12 protein-coding genes are annotated in these 17,783 nt (G+C 64.9%); 10 read left to right on the top strand and 2 right to left on the bottom strand.

The window, feature by feature from the left end; all coding sequences use genetic code 11:
* Positions 1-16: 16 nt before the first annotated feature.
* Positions 17-1,051: a hypothetical protein gene (locus AC3ANW_RS11615; RefSeq protein WP_488345322.1), complete on the bottom strand. Its 1,035-nt coding sequence runs from the start codon at positions 1,049-1,051 to the stop codon at positions 17-19.
* A 175-nt stretch (positions 1,052-1,226) separates the two neighbouring features.
* On the opposite strand from AC3ANW_RS11615, the gene smc reads away from it, so the two are divergent.
* From smc to AC3ANW_RS11565, 10 genes are all read left to right on the top strand, one after another.
* The gene (gene smc, locus AC3ANW_RS11610) at positions 1,227-4,739 is read left to right on the top strand and encodes a chromosome segregation protein SMC (protein ID WP_488345321.1); all 3,513 of its coding nucleotides are present in this window, start codon (positions 1,227-1,229) and stop codon (positions 4,737-4,739) included.
* Between the two features lie 42 nt (positions 4,740-4,781).
* On the top strand, positions 4,782-5,840 hold the full coding sequence (locus tag AC3ANW_RS11605) for a cell division protein FtsZ (RefSeq protein ID WP_488345320.1): 1,059 nt from the start codon (positions 4,782-4,784) through the stop codon (positions 5,838-5,840).
* Positions 5,837-7,888: an NAD-dependent DNA ligase LigA gene (ligA, locus tag AC3ANW_RS11600; protein ID WP_488345319.1), complete on the top strand. Its 2,052-nt coding sequence runs from the start codon at positions 5,837-5,839 to the stop codon at positions 7,886-7,888. Before AC3ANW_RS11605 ends, ligA begins: the two co-directional genes overlap by 4 nt.
* Positions 7,889-8,012: 124 nt before the next feature.
* Positions 8,013-8,216 (top strand): hypothetical protein, encoded by a 204-nt coding sequence (locus tag AC3ANW_RS11595; protein ID WP_488345318.1) that lies wholly within the window; start codon positions 8,013-8,015, stop codon positions 8,214-8,216.
* Positions 8,217-8,474: 258 nt separating this feature from the next.
* Complete coding sequence (locus AC3ANW_RS11590; RefSeq protein WP_488345317.1) at positions 8,475-9,449, top strand: hypothetical protein; 975 nt, start codon at positions 8,475-8,477, stop codon at positions 9,447-9,449.
* A 32-nt stretch (positions 9,450-9,481) separates the two neighbouring features.
* Positions 9,482-10,021: a peptide deformylase gene (def, locus tag AC3ANW_RS11585; protein ID WP_488345316.1), complete on the top strand. Its 540-nt coding sequence runs from the start codon at positions 9,482-9,484 to the stop codon at positions 10,019-10,021.
* Positions 10,022-10,044: 23 nt separating this feature from the next.
* On the top strand, positions 10,045-11,079 hold the full coding sequence (locus AC3ANW_RS11580) for an amino acid ABC transporter substrate-binding protein (protein WP_488345315.1): 1,035 nt from the start codon (positions 10,045-10,047) through the stop codon (positions 11,077-11,079).
* 113 nt (positions 11,080-11,192) lie between these two features.
* Positions 11,193-13,037 (top strand): hypothetical protein, encoded by a 1,845-nt coding sequence (locus AC3ANW_RS11575; RefSeq protein ID WP_488345314.1) that lies wholly within the window; start codon positions 11,193-11,195, stop codon positions 13,035-13,037.
* Between the two features lie 42 nt (positions 13,038-13,079).
* Positions 13,080-14,057, top strand: coding sequence for an ABC transporter permease subunit (locus AC3ANW_RS11570; RefSeq protein ID WP_488345313.1), 978 nt, complete (start codon positions 13,080-13,082; stop codon positions 14,055-14,057).
* Positions 14,054-15,088, top strand: a complete 1,035-nt coding sequence (locus tag AC3ANW_RS11565) for an amino acid ABC transporter permease (protein WP_488345312.1) — start codon at positions 14,054-14,056, stop codon at positions 15,086-15,088. Before AC3ANW_RS11570 ends, AC3ANW_RS11565 begins: the two co-directional genes overlap by 4 nt.
* A 23-nt stretch (positions 15,089-15,111) precedes the next feature.
* Here the strand turns inward: AC3ANW_RS11565 and AC3ANW_RS11560 are convergent, their stop codons facing one another.
* The gene (locus AC3ANW_RS11560) at positions 15,112-17,781 is read right to left on the bottom strand and encodes a [protein-PII] uridylyltransferase (protein WP_488345311.1); all 2,670 of its coding nucleotides are present in this window, start codon (positions 17,779-17,781) and stop codon (positions 15,112-15,114) included.
* Positions 17,782-17,783: the final 2 nt, after the last annotated feature.

Here is a 17,783-nt window from a genome sequence, read left to right as displayed (position 1 = left end):
GGCTTCGGCAAAGGCTTCAGAAAAGGTCGTGCGACTGCTGCAGGATTTCATCCGTGCGGGATCCCTGCAGCCCGCCAGGTTTTGTCGGACTTACAGCCGCTGCCAGGGCCGGTTGCACCGAGATGGCCGTGGCGGGCAGACCGCCCGGCACCTGCTGTCCCAGGAAGACCGGCCGCACGAACCGTTCGATCGTGCTCTGCGCCACCGGTCCGGTGGCAGGCAGGGCGGCGTCGCCACCGCTGCGCACCACCTGGCGGACCAGGTCCACGCCGACATTGCGCAGCCAGCACATCAGGCAGTTGATGAACAGGGTTTCGCTCGCGGTGAGTTTGGTCGGGCCGGGTGGGGCGTCCGCCGGCAGGTCTTGCAGCAGTGACCGGGTTTCGGACCGCTCCGCACCGTCACGCACCGCGCTGATCACCGCTGTGGCCAGCACTTTCAGGCAGCGCGCCAGCGGTGTCTTCACCACGGTGTCGAGCGCGGGCTGGACCGAATTCCAGTTGAGCAGCGCTGCGATGATCTTTTCCTGGTAGCGGATGCCGGTGCGGTTCTGCGGGTCAGGGTCTTCGACGCCGGCCAGGCGCTTCAGAACGCTTTCCATGAAGGTGGCCAGCACGTAGGGATGCGACACCGCACACACGCGCACCAGCGGATGATTCGAAAAAGCCAGCAGCATCATCTCGACGCTGTGGGCCATGCCGATCGTCACGGCGGCGATCAGTGCCGACTGGAGGTCCTGAACCATCTGCTGATCGCCGAGCTGCGTCGGGTCCTGGGTGCGGCCGGCGTGCCATTCGGCCAGGCGTCTGTGCAACATTGCCACATCGACCGACGAACCGGGGCCGGTATTCGAGTCGTCTACGGTGCACGCGGCGTAATACCGCATCACCACTCCCTCGCTCCAGCTGCCGGAGGCCGGAAGCCCGTCGAGGAGCGTCTGGCCTGTATCCATCGCATACATCGAGGCGTTGCGACGTCCGGTCTCGTCCGGGCGGGGCATGAAGGGCGTGGATGGCGCACCCTGGATGGCGGTGCTGGCAGGCTTGAGCATGGGAAGGCCTTCGTGGATGTGAGACGTTTGTCGGGAGTGACAGGCCAATCTAGCCAGTGCCCCCGTCACCCGACGGGACCAGGCGAAGCCATGCTCCCCGGTCCGAACCACGCCTGGCCCGGTATCATCGCAACCCCGTTCGCCTGCCTGCGCAGCGCTGTTTTCTCCCTCTGCCGTGCGCCTCAACTCCATCAAGCTTTCGGGCTTCAAGTCCTTTGCCGAACCCACCAACTTCCTGCTGCCCGGCCAGCTGGTGGGCGTGGTGGGGCCGAACGGTTGCGGCAAGTCCAACATCATGGATGCGGTGCGCTGGGTGCTGGGCGAATCCAAGGCCAGCGAACTGCGCGGCGAGTCGATGCAGGACGTGATCTTCAGCGGCACGACCACCCGAAAGCAGTCCAGCCGGGCCAGTGTCGAGCTCACCTTCTCGAACGAAGACCACCGCGCAGGCGGATCCTGGGCGCGTTTCCCAGAGATCGCCGTCAAACGCGTGCTGACCCGCGACGGAACCAGCAGCTATTTCATCAACAACCAGCCGGTGCGCCGCCGCGACGTGCAGGATGTGTTCCTGGGCACCGGCCTGGGCCCGCGTGCCTACGCCATCATCGGCCAGGGCACCATCAGCCGGATCATCGAGTCGCGGCCCGAAGAACTGCGGCTGTTCCTCGAAGAGGCGGCGGGAGTATCCAAATACAAGGAACGCCGCCGCGAGACCGAAAACCGGCTTTCCGACACGCGCGAGAACCTGACCCGCGTCGAAGACATCCTGCGCGAGCTGAACAGCAACCTCGAAAAGCTCGAAAAGCAGGCGGAGGTGGCCCAGCGCTACAACACCCTGAATGCCGACGTCACCCTGCGCCAGCATCAGCTGTGGTTTCTGAAACGCGCCGAAAGCGAGACCGAACAGGCGCGTATCCATGCCGACGCCCAGCAGGCGATGAACGATCTCGAATCCCGCGTGGCCGACCTGCGCCATGTCGAAGCCGACCTCGAAACCGTGCGGCAGGCGCATTACGCCGCCGGCGACCAGGTCAACCGTGCGCAGGGCTCGTTGTACGAAGCCAGCGCCGAGGTCGGCAAGCTCGAAGCCGAGATCCGTTTCGTCATCGAAGGCCGGCAACGGGTGCAGGCACGGCTGGTCGCACTGGCCGAACAGCTGGCCATGTGGAACACCCGGCGCGAAGACGCGACGGTCGAGCTCGAGAACCTGCTGGCGGAAGGCGAAACCGCCGATGAGCAGGCCGAATTGCTGGCCGCCCAGGTCGAAGAACAGGCGATGCGCCTGCCCGACCTGGAAGACGTGCTGCGCCAGTCGCAGCAGCGGGCCGGCGCGCAGCGCGGCGCAGTCACGCAGGTGCAGCAGCAGATCCAGGTGCTGGCTGCCGAGCAGCGCAGCATCGAAGAACAATCCCGTCAACTGGGTGGTCGCCGCGAACGGCTGGCCGCCGACCGCAATGCGCTGGCAGCACCCGACGAACAGCGGCTGGCCAATCTGCAGGAGCAACTGGCCGCCGCGGAAGAAAACGCATCCGAAGCCGAAGCCCGGCTGCAGGACCTGCAGGACAACCTGCCGCGCCTGGACGACGAACGCCGTGCCCGCCAGCAGCAGCTGAACGGCGAATCGGCGCGCCAGTCCGACCTGTCGGCGCGTGCCGAGGCGCTGCGGGCGTTGCAGGAAAAAGTCCGCACCGACGGCAAGTTGCAACCCTGGCTCGCGCGCCACGGTCTGGATGGCCTCGCCGCCTTGTGGACCCGGATACAGGTCACGCCCGGCTGGGAAAACGCGTTGGAAGCCGTGTTGCGCGAACGAATGGGCGCGCTGGAAGTTTCGCGACTCGAAACAGTGCGAGCCTTTGCTTCCGATGCACCGCCGGCCCGACTGGCTTTCTATAGCCCGCCGCTGGCCGGCCTGCCCGAACCGACGGCGACGCTGCCACGGCTGGCCGACCAGCTGCGTCTGTCGGACGCCGGCCAGCGGGCCCTGTTCGCCGACTGGCTGTCCGGCTGCTACACCGCCGACAGCCTGGACACCGCGCTGTCGTTGCGCAGCCAACTGGCCGCGGGCGAAAGCATTTTTGTGCAGGGCGGCCATGCCGTCACCGCCCACGGCGTGAGTTTCTACGCGCCCGATTCTCAGCAGGCCGGCCTGCTGGCAAGGGCCCAGGAAATCGAGAATCTGGACAAGCAGTTGCGCGCCCAGTCCTTCATCGCCGAAGAGGCGCGCGCAGCGTCTATCCGCGCGGAGGCCCAGTACACCGAAGCCAGCCAGAGCCTGGTGGCAGCCCGGCGCGACGCCACCGAAGGCCGGGGCAGGGCACATGAATTGCAGGTCGAAACCCTGCGCCTGTCGCAATTGGCAGAACAGACCCGGGCGCGGGCCGAGCAGATTTCCGGCGACCTGGCCGAAGTCGATGGTCAGCTGGACGAATTGCAGGAACGCCGGGTGATGGCCGAGGCGCGTTTCGAAGAACTCGACATGCAACTGGCCGATACGCAGGAACGCCACGCTGCGCTCGACGAAAAGGTGATCGAGGCCGAACGCCGTCTGACCGAAGCCCGTGAACAGCAGCGCAGCCTCGAACGTCGGGCGCAAGAGGCCGCTTTCGCCCGCCGCACCCTCGAATCACGGCGGGCCGAACTGGGTCGCGCCATCGACACCTCGGCCCAGCAGGCGACCGCGCTGGCCGACGAGGACTTCAGGGCGCGTGAAGAACTGGTGCGCCTGTCCGACGCGGCGGCGCAAGGTGGCCTGCAGCAGGCGCTGGATCTGAAGAGCGAGCGTGAAGCCGCCCTGGCCGCCCAGCGCAGCGAGTACGACGACCTGACCACCAAATTGCGGGCCAGCGACGAACGCCGCCTGCAGCTGGAACGCGCACTCGACCCGCTGCGCCAGCGCATCACCGAATTCCAGCTGAAGGAACAGGCCGCCCGCCTGGGCCTGGAGCAATACAGCCAGTTCCTGGCGGACGCCGGCGCCGACCTGGAGGCCGTCGGGGCTTCGGTCGTCGCAGGCAACGTGCGCATCCAGGGCCTGCAGGGCGAGATCGACCGCGGCAGCCGCGAAATCGCGGCGCTGGGCGCGGTCAACCTGGCGGCGCTGGAAGAACTGGGCGTCGCACGCGAACGCAAGACATTTTTGGATGCGCAGACGGCCGATCTGGTCGACGCGATGACCACACTCGAAGACGCCATCAAGAAAATCGACGGCGAAACCCGCGAGCTGCTGGTCGGCACCTTCAACGTAGTCAACGGCCACTTCGGCCGCATGTTCCCCGAACTGTTCGGCGGCGGCAACGCCAAGCTGACGATGACCGGCGACGAGGTGCTGGACGCCGGCGTGCAGGTGATGGCCCAGCCGCCCGGCAAGAAGAACCAGACCATCCATCTGCTGTCCGGCGGCGAAAAGGCCCTGACCGCGATCGCGCTGGTGTTCGCCATCTTCCAGCTGAACCCCGCGCCGTTCTGCCTGCTCGACGAAGTCGATGCGCCGCTGGACGACGCCAATACCGAGCGATATGCCAAGCTGGTCGCCAGCATGAGCAAAGAGACACAGTTTCTTTTCATCAGCCATAACAAGATAGCGATGGAAATGGCCGAACAGCTGATCGGCGTCACCATGCAGGAGCAGGGCGTGTCACGCATCGTGGCGGTGGACATGGAGTCCGCCCTCACCATGGCGACCGTCTGATGCGCCTCCCATCGCCAACATAACGAAAGCATTCATTCGAGCATGAGCACTTTGCAGATGAGCCTTGCCATCGCCGGCGCCGTGGTGCTGCTGGCCATCATCGGCCACAGCGCCTGGACCAATCGCCGCAATTCGCCCAAGCAGGCGGATCCGGCCCAGGCGGTGGAGTCCGGCGATCCGGCCGTCCGCCAGGAGCCCGGTTTTGACGGCAGCGGCCGGCTCGAAGGTGACGGCGGCGAACCCGGGCTGCAGTCGATGGCCTTGCCGACGCCGGAGCGGCGCCCGGGCCTGGATGCGCTGATCGACAGCATCGTGCCGATGGCGCTCGACGGCGCCGTGTCGGGCGACGCCGCGCTGGCCGCCATGCCGCCGACCCGCCGTGCCGGCAGCAAACCCTTCGCCATCGAAGGCCGCAACGATGCGACCGGCCAGTGGGAAACTCCGGTCGCCGGCCAGCGCTACCGGGCCTTCCAGGCCGGGGTGCAACTGGCCAACCGCACCGGCGCGCTGAACGACATCGAATATTCGGAATTCGTGGTGAAGGCGCAGGCCTTTGCCGACACCATCAATGCGGCGGCCGACTTTCCGGACATGCGTGACGAAGTGGCGCGCGCCCGCGAACTCGACCAGTTCGCCAGCGACCACGATGCACAACTGGCCTTCGTCCTGCGCGCCCGCGGCGCCGCATGGAGTCCGGGCTACATCCAGCAGAACGCCGCGCGCCTGGGGTTCGTGGCCGGCACCATCCCCGGCCGCATGGCCTTGCCGGCTTCGACTGCGGGCATGCCGGCCATCCTGTCGCTGGCCTTCGACACCCAGGCCGCGCTGGCGGACGACCCGGCACAGTCGGCCATCCGCGAAGTGGCATTGAGCCTGGATGTCTCGCAGGTGCAGCGTGCCGAACAGCCCTTCATGCGCCTGCGTGAAGTCGGCCTGCTGCTGGCCGCCTCGATGGACGGCGTGGTGACCGACCAGAACGGCCAGCCGCTGCGCGAAGAGTCCCTCGACGCCATCGGGCTCGATCTTGAAAAACTGTATGACACGCTGGATGGGCGTGATCTGTCGGCCGGCTCGATCCAGGCCCGGCGCCTGTTCGGGTGAAAGACTTGGCACATTCGAAGGAAACGCCGCTGCCGGCGGATGAAGTCGCAGCGTTGCGCCGGCAATTGAACGACTGGGCGCACCAGTACTACGTGCTGGACACGCCCACCGTGCCCGACGCCGAATACGACCGTGTATTCCAGCGCCTTCAGGCACTGGAGGCCGAGCATCCCGACCTGCTGTCGCCCGATTCGCCGACGCAGCGGGTGATCGGTGCGGTTCTTGAGGGCCTGAATCCGGTGCGCCATGTGCTGCCGATGCTGTCGATCCACACCGAGACCGATACCACACCGGAAGGCGCGCGCAAGTTCGATGCATCGGTGCGCAAGTTGCTGGGCCTGACGCAGGACGCCCCGCAGGTCGAATACACCGCCGAGCTCAAGTTCGACGGCCTGGCCATCAACCTGCGTTATGAAGGCGGCCTGCTGGTGCGCGCCGCCACCCGCGGCGACGGCGAAACCGGCGAAGAAGTGACCCACACCATCCGCACCATCAAGGCCATCCCGAAACGCCTGCGTAACTGCCCGGCGTCGGTGCTGGAAGTGCGAGGCGAGGTCTTCATGCGGCGCGACGATTTCGACGCCCTGAACGAACGCCAGCGCGAGGCCGGCGGAAAGACCTTCGTCAACCCGCGCAACGCAGCGGCCGGTGTGGTGCGGCAACTGGACTCCAACATCGCCAAACAACGGCCGCTGTCTTTCTTCGCATATGGCTTCGGCGAAATCCAGGGTTGGGAACTTCCCGCGACCCACGCCGCCAGCCTGGCCGCGCTGGGTGCCATGGGGGTTTCGGTCAATGCCGACAGCGCGGTGGTGTGCGGGGCCGATGGCCTGTCGGACTATCACCAGTCCATCGCTGCGAAACGTGACGCGCTGCCCTTCGACATCGACGGCGTGGTCTACAAGGTCAACGACCGCGCGATGCAGCAGCAACTCGGTTTCAAGTCGCGTGAGCCACGCTGGGCGGTGGCCCACAAGTACCCGGCGCAGGAGCAGATGACCACCATGGGCGGCATCGACATCCAGGTCGGCCGCACCGGCAAACTCACTCCGGTCGCGCGGCTGGCGCCGGTGTTCGTCGGCGGCGTCACCGTCACCAATGCCACGCTGCACAACCTGTTCGAGATCCGCAAGAAGCAGGTGCGGGTGGGCGACACGGTCATCGTCCGCCGTGCTGGCGACGTGATTCCCGAAGTGGTCGGCCGTGTGCCCGGCCCGCGTGCGGCCTACGTGCCCAACTTCCACATGCCGGCCACCTGCCCGATCTGCGGCAGCGAGGTGGTGCGGCCCAAGGGCGAGGCCAACCACCGCTGCAGCGGCGGCCTGTTCTGCCCGGCGCAACGCAAGGAAGCGCTGCTGCATTTCGCCGCGCGCCGTGCGATGGACATCGAGGGACTGGGCGACAAGCTGGTCGAACAACTGGTGGACGCCGGCATCATCCGGACTCTGCCCGAGCTGTATAAGCTCGGCGTGGCCAAGCTGTCCGCGCTGGAGCGCATGGCCGACAAGTCGGCGCAGAACATCGTGGCCGCGTTGGAGAAATCCAAGCACACCACCTTGCAGCGCTTTTTGTTCGGCCTCGGTATCCGCAACGTGGGGGAAGCCACTGCCAAGGATCTGGCGCGGCATTTCGGTCTGCTCGACAGCATCATGGACGCCAGCGTGGAGCAACTGCTGGAGGTTCCGGATGTCGGGCCCATCGTGGCGGCGTCGATCCACACTTTCTTCGCCCAGCCGCACAACCGCGAAGTGGTGGAGCAGCTACGCGCCGCCGGCGTCACCTGGGAAGAGGGCGCACCCGCGCCCCGCGCCCAGTTGCCGTTGGCCGGCAAGACGGTGGTATTGACCGGCACCTTGCCCGCCTTGAGCCGGGATGAAGCGAAGGACCTGCTGGAGGCGGCCGGCGCGAAGGTAGCCGGTTCGGTCAGCAGGAAGACCGACTACGTAGTGGCAGGCGCCGACGCCGGCAGCAAGCTGGAGAAGGCCCAGGCCCTGGGCCTGACCGTGCTGGACGAGGACGGACTTCGGCAGTTGCTGGCCGCGCCCTGAACCCGGTTCGCCGACCGTTTTTTGTTGCCGCGCTTTACCCCGCGTTAACTGCTTTCAGGGATTGCCTGTCGTCGTTGCCGCTCCAACAGGCGTTGAATAGGCATTCATACCTGGAGATCCCGCCATGCGTTCCATTTTTCGTCTCGCCATCGCTGCCGCCTCGGGCGCTGCCGTCCTGCTGCTCTCCGGTTGTGTGGTCGCACCGGCATACCCGGGATACGGAGCCGGCTACGGCGGTGGCGGTTATTACGCACCGGCCCCTGTCGTGGTGTCGCCTTCGGTCGGGTACTACGGTCGGTGGGGTGGTGGCGGCCGTTATTGGCGCTGAACCCCGGAATTTCCCGGACCGCTCAAGCTTCGCAAGCCACGCACCTGGCTTCGTTTTGAACGGGCATCTGGCCTGACGAGCCCTTTAACTTGGAACCATCCGACTTGAAGGGCTTTTATGTTTCCAAATCGTCAGCCCGCCGGCCCTGCCGGCACCACCGGCGCTGTCATCCCGCTGGCCACGCCGTCCGGTCAGACACCTTCAGCGCAGGCACCCGGCCATGTCGAGCTGCTACGCAGCATCGACATCCTTTCGGGAGTGGCCGGATATCGCCAAGGCGGCGTCGTCCAGGGTGCCGAACTGGTCATGATGGCCTGCAACAGCGACAGCCTGTACAGCCCGCAGGTACAACACGCCGCGCGAATTTTCCTGTCGAACGGCGGCTGGGTCGCCCGTGCCCGGGATGCGGTCCGGCGGCGCGGCAGCAACCCGCATTCGGCATGTGCCGGCGGCCGGTCCTATGACTATCAGGACCTGCAGTCGATGTACCAGTACATGCAGCAGAACCCGCCAGGTCCGCAGGAACAGCATGGCGAACAGGAGCAACGGCACGGCGCCTATGCCTTCGTCCCCACGCTCGATGCCGGCCGTCCAGCGTCGGATTCCAGCGGGCAGCTGGCGCAGATGATGTCGGCGATCCAGCACCTGATCGCCGAAATGAGGGACCTGCGGCGGCAGCACATGTCGCTTCAGCGGCTGATGTCCATGGGTGAGCGCGGAAACCCCGGCGCACAATTCCTGCTTCATCAGCCTCACATGCTTTCAGGCCTCATCGACCGCATGGTGAGCCGCAACATGGCAATCAATATCCGGCAGCTCGAGAGCCTGTGGGTCGGCATGCCTGGCCCGGGGCATCTAGACCAATTCGAGCAGCACCTTGCCGGCGGTGATTTTGCCCGCGGGTTTCCGTCTTACGACGCCGGGAGGTTTGCATCGGCTGATCTGTCCGGCATGTCGCAACCGGAACCAGACCCGGCTCCGGCCGGCCATCAGGACGCGGTCCGGATGCAGCGACTCCAGCAGGACTTGTTTCAAAGGCAGGCCCTTTTCAGGGCCCACGATACAAAAGAGCTTTCCCAGGCCACAGCCTTGCGAGACGACACCCTGCGCCAGGAAGACACCAGGGCTGCGCAGTCCAGGGCCGACGATGTAAAGCAGCAACGGCGAGAAGACGACGACGAGGCTGCGCAGCAACGTCGCGACGACGACCAACGGCGCGCGGATCGGTCTTAGGTTGCCCGTTGTCGGGAGCCATAATTGGCTCCATGACCATTCGTGAAATCCTCAAGATGGGCGATCCGCGGCTGCTACGGGTCGCCCAGCCGGTCACCCGGTTCGGCACTGCGGAATTGCAGACGCTCATCGCCGACATGTTCGAGACCATGGCGGCAGTGCAGGGCGCGGGCCTGGCTGCCCCTCAGATCGGCGTCGACCTGCAACTGGTGATCTTCGGCAGCGGCGAGCCGATTCCCCGTTATCCCGACGCCCCCGTGGTGCCCCGCACCGTGCTGATCAATCCGGTCATCACCCCGCTCGACGAGGAGATGGAAGAGGGCTGGGAAGGCTGCCTTTCGGTACCAGGCCTGCGCGGCGTGGTGCCACGCCATCAACGCATCCGCTACACCGGCTTCGACCCCGAAGGCCAGCCCATCGACCGCACCGTCGATGGTTTCCACGCCCGCGTGGTGCAGCATGAATGCGACCACCTGATCGGTGTGCTGTACCCGATGCGGGTGCGGGACTTCACCCGTTTCGGATTCACCGAGGTGTTGTTTCCGGGCCTTGACCCGGCGACCGACGACTGACCACTCGCCAACCTTGCACAAAGATGACCATCAAATTCAAACAATTCGCCCTGGTTGCCGTCGCACTGGCGGCGGCCGTCCTGTCGACGCCGGCATTGGCCGGCAAGACGCTCGATACCGTCAAGCAGCGGGGCACCGTCAAGTGCGGTGTCACTACCGGCCTGGCCGGTTTTTCGGCGCCCGATGCCAAGGGCCACTGGTCGGGCCTGGATGCCGACACCTGCCGAGCCGTGGCTGCCGCGGTGCTGGGTGATGGCGACAAGGTTGAATATGTGCCGCTGAATGCGCAGCAGCGCTTCGCTGCGCTGCAGTCCGGCGAGATCGACATCCTGGCGCGCAACACCACCTGGAACCTCACACGTGATGCGTCGCTGGGTTTCCACTTCACCACCATCACTTACTACGACGGCCAGGGTTTCCTGGTCGCGAAGAAGTTCAAGGTGACCAGTGCAAAACAGTTGAAGGGCGCCACCGTGTGCACCCAGTCGGGAACGACCAACGAGAAGAACGTGGCCGACTGGTCGCGGGCGCAGAACATACCGGTCAAGACGCTGGTGTTCGAAAGTTTCGAGGCTTCCTACAAGGCCTTCTTCGCAGGGCGTTGCCAGGCTTTCACCACCGACGCGTCGGCCCTGGCCGCCCTGCGCAACAAGGAAGCACCGAACCCGGACGACTACATCGTGCTGCCCGAACTGATCTCCAAGGAGCCGTTGGCTCCGCTGGTACGGCGCGGCGACGACGAATGGTTCGCGATCGTCAAGTGGGTGCCCAATGCGCTGATCGAGGCGGAAGAAGCCGGCATCACGCAGGCCAATGTCGATAGCCTGAAAGGCAGCAGCAAGGACCCCGCGCAGATGCGCCTGCTCGGCACCGGCGACGACATGGGCAAGCTGCTGGGTCTGCCCAGGGACTGGTCATACAAGGCGGTGAAGGCGGTCGGCAATTACGGCGAGATGTTTGAACGTAATGTCGGCAGTAAATCCGAACTGAAACTCCCGCGTGGCGCTAATCGTTTGTGGAACCAGGGCGGCCTGATGTATGCATTGCCGGTGAGGTAATCCGCAGGCGGGCCTGTTTTTCTCGTCGCTTCGGATCGGCTCGAATCCTTCGCGGTTCAGCCTTTCCGGCATGCCCCGTCGCCGGAGAATGGCGATTTTCAAGGGGCATGACGATGTTCGATGCATACAACTGGGGTGGATTCGATCCGGCGGTCGCTTATTCGGAAGCCGCGCTAGCGCCGGTCATCGATTTCGGCGGCCATAACCTGCCGGCGGCAATCCAGAATTTCGGTGGTCATGACGTGGCTGGCAGCGGCGGTTTGGTCGGCCAATTGATGGACTTCGAAATCGGCTCGCATCCACAGGATTTCGGAGTTGGAAATATCGATGCCCATGTGGATTCCACCTCACTCCAAAATGCCGCCGCCGCGAGTGCCGATCAACGGGAATTCGGCGATATCGTCGAAAAGATGGAGGATCTGTTTTCATTCGATAACGCTATCGCCGCCTTGCCGCGGATGGAAGCCTATTTCAATATAGGCCCGCAAGATAAAACGTGGGCGGGCGGCGTGTCGATGATCGATGTCCGCCGTTTCCTGAATCCCTCCACGATCGAAACCCCCGGTGCCGCGATGGTATTGGGTTTGGCCGGCAAGACCCTGGAAAATCCGTCCAGGGTGATCGATGCCAGCAATCGATCTTCGGTCATCACACCCGCCATGCTGATCGAGGCATTCAGGCTGAAAGACTTATTCGAGCCGCATGAGAGATATTTCGTGCGAAAGAACATCATCGCCTGCCTGACCGCACTGGCCGATTTCAAACGGCAGCAAAACAGCGGGATGGTTGTCGATGCGGCACCGCTCGTCCACCGTGTGCAGCAATGCCGGTTGAAATGCAGCGCGGAATATCAATTTTCACGTTCGGCTATCGGTGTGGTCCGCAGCGAGGCCGACCACCTGGCACATGTGAAGGAGCTGGCCCGTCGGACACTGGCACGGTTGCAGCACTCCGGCGCGGTTCAGCAGAATGCTTCGTTATTCGAAAACAATGGGCTGCAGTGCCCTGGTAATCAACGTACCCTGACAATGGTTCGTGAACTTCAAGGCGATTCGGATGCGGTGGCCATGAAAAAGTTGTCCAGGCTTACCCTGGAGCAAATGGCTGACCTGGTGGTGGAGATCAATCCGGAATGGCGTTTGCCTTTGAAGACTTCGCTCGCTGATGCCATTTCGGATTATCTGGCCATTCCGCCGGAAAATGTCACCGCCACGGAAGTGGACGCGACGATGCAGGCGGTTCTGGACTGGGCATGCGGCAAGCTGGATACGCCCCCGCCCATGGCGAATCTGCTGGCGTGTGTCCCGTCGATCGGCAGGGCCAGCATGCTGCAGCTGGATGCGACCACCGGCAATGTCCGGGAAGTCGGGCTGAAACATGCGCAGAACTTTCTGCTGCCATCGGCTATCGCCAAGGCGGTTAAACAACAGCAGAGTCTGTTGGAGCCGCAAGTGGCGGGCCTGATCAGGAACAAGTCATTTTATTGGGGCCTCTACCTGGTCGGCAACAGCCCGTCCACGGCATTGAATCTGCACCACATGTATTTGTTGAGAAGCAATCCGGCCAATCGCAACATGGCTTTCCAGACGCAGGCTCAGTTCAACCATCCGCATTACCCGACCCGCTGCGCGAGCGGTTTATATGTCAATGTCAATAATCCGATACGGCCACTGCTGGAATGCCGCGAAAGTGACGAACTGCGAATGGCCTACATCGACAAACTCTGGTCTCTTTTCCGGGTCATCGTGATGGATGAACTGGAAAACCGGCTGGTCGGCAAACTGGTTAATCACGCCGGCTTCGGGCAGGAAAAAGAAGGCGAAAAGAAGAGGGCCATCGCCAGCGCGGTTCTGGATACCTGCGTGCCGGAAACCTTCGGTGGCGCCGCGGGCGACCTCACCGGCATGGCGCGCAACATGCTGATCAGCGCTGCCATCGCCAGATGCACCGCATCCTGACGGTTGCAGTCGTGCGCCGCATCTGGGTCATGATCCTGCCCCATGAGCTTTTTTCGCCGACATGCGTCCCTGCTGTTGCAGGCCGTCATCCTGGCCGTCATCGCCCTGGCGGTCGGTTCTCTTCTCCAGCATGCCTTCTCGACACTTCGCGCGCGCGGCGTGCACGCCGGGTTCGATTTCCTGCGTGATGCAGCGGGTTTCGAGATTTCCGAAGGCTGGCTGGACTTCGATTCGACACAGCCCTTCTGGAAGGCGTTCCTGGCCGGGCTGGTGAACACCATCCGCGCGGCGGTGCCGGCCACCGTCATCGCTGTGCTGCTGGGCACTTTGCTGGGCATCGGCCGGCTCACTCGACATTCGCTGGTGCGCGGCCTGGCCTCGCTGTATGTGCAGACGCTGCGCAACGTGCCGCTGCTGGTGCAGCTGCTGCTGCTGTACTTCGCGCTGACGCATCTGCTGCCCGATCCGGAAAACGCCATCCAGGTATTGCCCGGCGTATCGCTGGGCAAGGCTGGCCTCTCGATGCCGTGGCCGGTTCATATCGACGGCGGATGGTCGCTCGAATACCCGGAGCGCACGCTGTTCGGTGTGTCCGGCGGCGCGGCGCTCAGCCCGGAATATCTGTCCATCACCCTTGCACTGGGTTTGTATACCGCGTCATTCGTGGCCGAGATCGTGCGGGCCGGCATCGAGTCGGTCGGCAACGGCCAGGTGCTGGCGGCGCGTGCGATGGGCCTCTCCCCGTACCAGGTCATGCGGCTGGTGGTGTTGCCGCAGGCCATGCGGCTGATCGTGCCCGCTCTGACCAGCCAGGTGCTGAGCCTGGTCAAGAATTCTTCGCTGGCGGTGGCCATCGGCTACCCCGAACTGGTCTCCGTCGCCAACACTTCCCTGAACGCGACCGGCCGCCCCTTCGAATGCATTGCAGTGGTGATGGCGGTCTATCTTTGCCTTTCCTTGCTGATATCGCTGGGCATGAATCTCTACAACCGCCGCGTGGCACTGCGGGGCTGGGCATGAACCGCGCCGGTCTGCGTGCCGACCTGTTCGGCAGCCCGCTGCGCCTGGCGGCCACGGCGTTGGTGGGAATGCTGGGTGTCTGGGTGACCTGCCATCTGCTGCGCTGGGGCGTGGCGGATGCAGTGTTCCGCGCAGATGCCGAAGCCTGTCGTGCGGCGACCGGTGCCTGCTGGGGCGTGGTCGCCGAAAAGTGGCGGCCCATCGTGTTCGGCCGTTATCCCTATGCCGAGCAATGGCGCCCCGCCGTGGCGGCCGCGCTGCTGGCCGCGGTCACCTTGCTGAGCGCTTGGCCGCGTGCCTGGAAACCCTGGCTGGCCCTGGCGTGGCTGGTGGTGGTAACCATCGGCGGCGTGCTGATGCGGGGCGGCCTCTGGGGCCTGCAGGTCGTGCCGACGGCGCAATGGGGTGGCCTGCCGCTGACCATCGGCCTGGCGGTGGCCGGGCTGGCGCTCGCGTTTCCGCTGGCCCTGCTGCTGGCACTGGGCCGGCGTTCGCGCTGGCCGGCGGTTCGCACCCTGGCGGCCAGTTATGTCGAACTGGTGCGTGGCGTGCCTCTGATCTCGGTGCTGTTCACCGCATCCTTCCTGTTGCCGTTGTTGTGGCCTGCAGGCTGGCGTCCGGACGTGCTGATGCGGGTGCTGATCGGCCTGGTGCTGTTCGTGGCCGCCTATCTGGCCGAGGTGATCCGCGGCGGCCTGCAGGCGGTCCCGCGCGGGCAGGTCGATGCGGCCATGGCGCTGGGGTTCTCGCGCTGGGCGGTGCAGCGCGACATCGTGCTGCCGCAGGCCTTGCGGCTGACGGTGCCGGCCATTGTCAACGTGGTGATCGGCACGCTGAAGGACACCTCGCTGGTGACGGTGGTCGGCCTGTTCGAACTGACCGGCGCGCTGGGTCTGGCGCTGGGCGGCGATCCGGTGTGGCGGGCCTTCTACCTGGAAGGCTACCTATTCATCGGTTTCGTCTACTGGCTGCTGTGTTTCGGTCTTTCGCGTTACGGCCGCTGGGTGGAACAGCGGCTGGCCAGCAGCTGAAGAACGCCTCACCCGCGCCGCCCTTACTGGGCCAGCGCGGCCAGCAGTTCCTTTTCGATTTCCACCTGCGAACGGTTGCTCTGCAGCGCCGCACCTTCCAGCAAGAAGGTGTCTTCCACCCGTTCGCCGAGCGTGCTGACCTTGGCGAACTGCAGGTTGAGCTTGTGATGCGCCAGCACACGCGCGATGGAATACAGCAGGCCGATGCGGTCGCTGGCCGACACGGTCAGCAGCCAGCGCTGGGCACGGTCGTCGGGGCGCATGTCCACCCGCGGCGCCACCGGAAAACTGCGTACCCGGCGAGACACCCGGCCGCGCGCCACCGGCGGCAGCGGGCCGCCTTGCTGCAAGGCCTGCACCAGGTCGGTCTCGACCATGGTGACCAGCTCGCGGTAGTGGTCCTGCATGTCATCGGTCACTACCTGGAAGGTGTCCAGCGCATAGCCGTTGCTGGCGGTGTGCACCTTGGCATCGAGGATGCTGAACCCCGCTTGGTCGAAGTATCCGCAGAGGCGGGCGAACAGGTCGGGCGCGTCGGGTGTGTAGACCAGCACCTGCAGGCCTTCGCCCAGGGGTGACAGGCGGGCGCGGACGATGGCGCGTTCGAAGGTGGCCGGCCGGGCATCGGCCGGATCGCCCTTTGCAACAGGTTTTGCTGCCTCGACATGGCGCGACAGCTGGCGTGCATGCCAGGCGATGTCCCCGGCGTCGTGGCGCATGAAGTAACTCACGTCCAGCGTGTTCCACAGATTGCGGTGGCCTTCGAAGGGCTCGGCGTGCAGGGCCAGCATGACCTGCGCCTCGCGTTTGCGGGCTTCGATCTCGGCGTCTGGGTCGGGCGCGCGACCACCGAGCGTGCGCAGGGTGTAGCGATAGAGGTCTTCCAGCAGCTTGCCTTTCCAGGCGTTCCAGACCTTGGGGCTGGTGCCGCGGATGTCGGCCACCGTCAGCAGGTAGAGAGCGGTGAGGTAACGCTCGTTGCCGACCCGCTGCGCGAAGGAAGCGATGACCGCGGGGTCGCTCAGGTCGGCCTTCTGCGCGGTGTGGCTCATCGACAGGTGTTCGGCCACCAGGAACTTGATCAGCTCGGTGTCTTCCTCGTTGATGCCGTGTTCCTTGCAGAACGACGCGACGTCGCGCGCCCCCAGCTCGGAATGGTCGCCGCCGCGGCCTTTGGCGATGTCGTGGAACAGCGCGGCAACGTACAGCACCCAGGGCTTGTCCCAGCCGGCGGCCAGTTGCGAGCAGAACGGATATTCGTGTGCGTGTTCCGGCAGGAAGAACCGCCGCATGTTGCGCAGCACCATGAGGATGTGCTGGTCCACCGTGTAGACGTGGAACAGGTCGTGCTGCATTTGCCCGACGATGTTGCGGAACACCCGCAGGTAACGGCCCAGGACCGAGGTGTCGTTCATCAGGCGCACCGCATGGGTCAGGCCCTTGGGCTGCTGCAGGATGCTCAGGAACTGCTTGCGGTTGACCGGGTCGCGGCGAAACGACGCATCCATGTGGTTGCGTGCGTTGTATAGCGCACGCAGGGTGCGGGCCGACAAGCCCCGCAGGCCCTCGCCGGCTTCGTACACCAGGAATGTCTCGAGGATGGCATGCGGTTCGCGCTGGTACAGGTCGTCGCTCGCCACCTCGACCATGCCGCCTTTTTCGAAGAAACGTTCATTGATGGGGATCAGCGCGTGGCTGGTCGGGTTGAGCCGTTCGCCGATATTCAGCAGCAGGATCTGCACCACCTGGGTGACTGCCTTGGCCGCCCAGTAATAACGGCGCATCAGTGCTTCGCTGGCGCGCATGGCAAGGCGCGATCCGTCGGGTGCCTGCGAGCGATAACCGAAGGATTCGGCCACCGCCGTCTGCAGGTCGAACACCAGCCGGTCTTCCCGGCGATGGGCGATGAGGTGCAGACGCATGCGGATCAGGTTGAGCAGCGCCTCGTTGCGTTTGATGTGGCTGACCTCCAGAGCGGTGGCCAGCCCGTTGTGCGCCAGGGCATCCCAGTTTTCGCCATAACCGGCGGCGCGCGCCACCCAGAGAATGGTCTGCAGGTCGCGCAGCCCGCCGGGCGATTCCTTGCAGTTGGGTTCCAGCGCATAAGGCGTGTCCTGGAACTTGTGGTGACGCTGGCGCAGTTCGAGCATCTTGGCGCTGAAGAAGGCGCGCGGGTCGAGCGCCTCGCGGAAGTCGCGGCGGAAACGATGGAACAGCCGCGCATTGCCGGCGATGCGGCGTGATTCCAGCAAGGCCGTCTGCACGGTGATGTCGCGCGACGATTCGGCCACACATTCGGCGGTGGTCCGCACGCTGGAACCGATGTCCAGGCCAGCGTCCCAACAGCTTCCGATGAAACTTTCGATCTTCTGCCTGACGGTGACTTCGGCGTGGCAGTCGGTCTTGTCGGGGCACAACACCAGCACGTCGATGTCAGAGCCGGGAAACAGCTCGCCCCGGCCGTAGCCGCCGACGGCCAGCAAGGCGAAGTCTTCGGGCAGTCCGGCGCGGCTCCAGAGCTGGGTCAGCAGCTCGTCTGCCAGCAACGCCAGCTTGCGCAGCAGCGGCTGGGTGCGGCGCACCGAATTGCCGGTGGCTTCCTTTTCGAGCAAGGCCGCCTTGTCGCGACGATAGGCATCGCGAAGCGCCGCGAAGTCCGGGGTGACGGTGGTCAGGGAGGGCGTTGCGGACATCG

It is taken from the genome of Xylophilus sp. PBN-3R (assembly GCF_057747805.1).
Note: the sequence above shows the minus strand (reverse complement) of the source record. Positions and strands in the feature narration are given on the sequence as shown.

Bases quoted from the DNA above. Each gene is read 5' to 3' on its own strand.
- AC3ANW_RS11615 (WP_488345322.1), bottom strand. From the start codon at position 1,051: ATGCTCAAGCCTGCCAGCACCGCCATCCAGGGTGCGCCATCCACGCCC.
- AC3ANW_RS11605 (WP_488345320.1), top strand. From the start codon at position 4,782: ATGAGCACTTTGCAGATGAGCCTTGCCATCGCCGGCGCCGTGGTGCTG.
- AC3ANW_RS11595 (WP_488345318.1), top strand. From the start codon at position 8,013: ATGCGTTCCATTTTTCGTCTCGCCATCGCTGCCGCCTCGGGCGCTGCC.
- def (WP_488345316.1), top strand. From the start codon at position 9,482: ATGACCATTCGTGAAATCCTCAAGATGGGCGATCCGCGGCTGCTACGG.
- AC3ANW_RS11580 (WP_488345315.1), top strand. From the start codon at position 10,045: ATGACCATCAAATTCAAACAATTCGCCCTGGTTGCCGTCGCACTGGCG.
- AC3ANW_RS11575 (WP_488345314.1), top strand. From the start codon at position 11,193: ATGTTCGATGCATACAACTGGGGTGGATTCGATCCGGCGGTCGCTTAT.
- AC3ANW_RS11570 (WP_488345313.1), top strand. From the start codon at position 13,080: ATGAGCTTTTTTCGCCGACATGCGTCCCTGCTGTTGCAGGCCGTCATC.
- AC3ANW_RS11565 (WP_488345312.1), top strand. From the start codon at position 14,054: ATGAACCGCGCCGGTCTGCGTGCCGACCTGTTCGGCAGCCCGCTGCGC.
- AC3ANW_RS11560 (WP_488345311.1), bottom strand. From the start codon at position 17,781: ATGTCCGCAACGCCCTCCCTGACCACCGTCACCCCGGACTTCGCGGCG.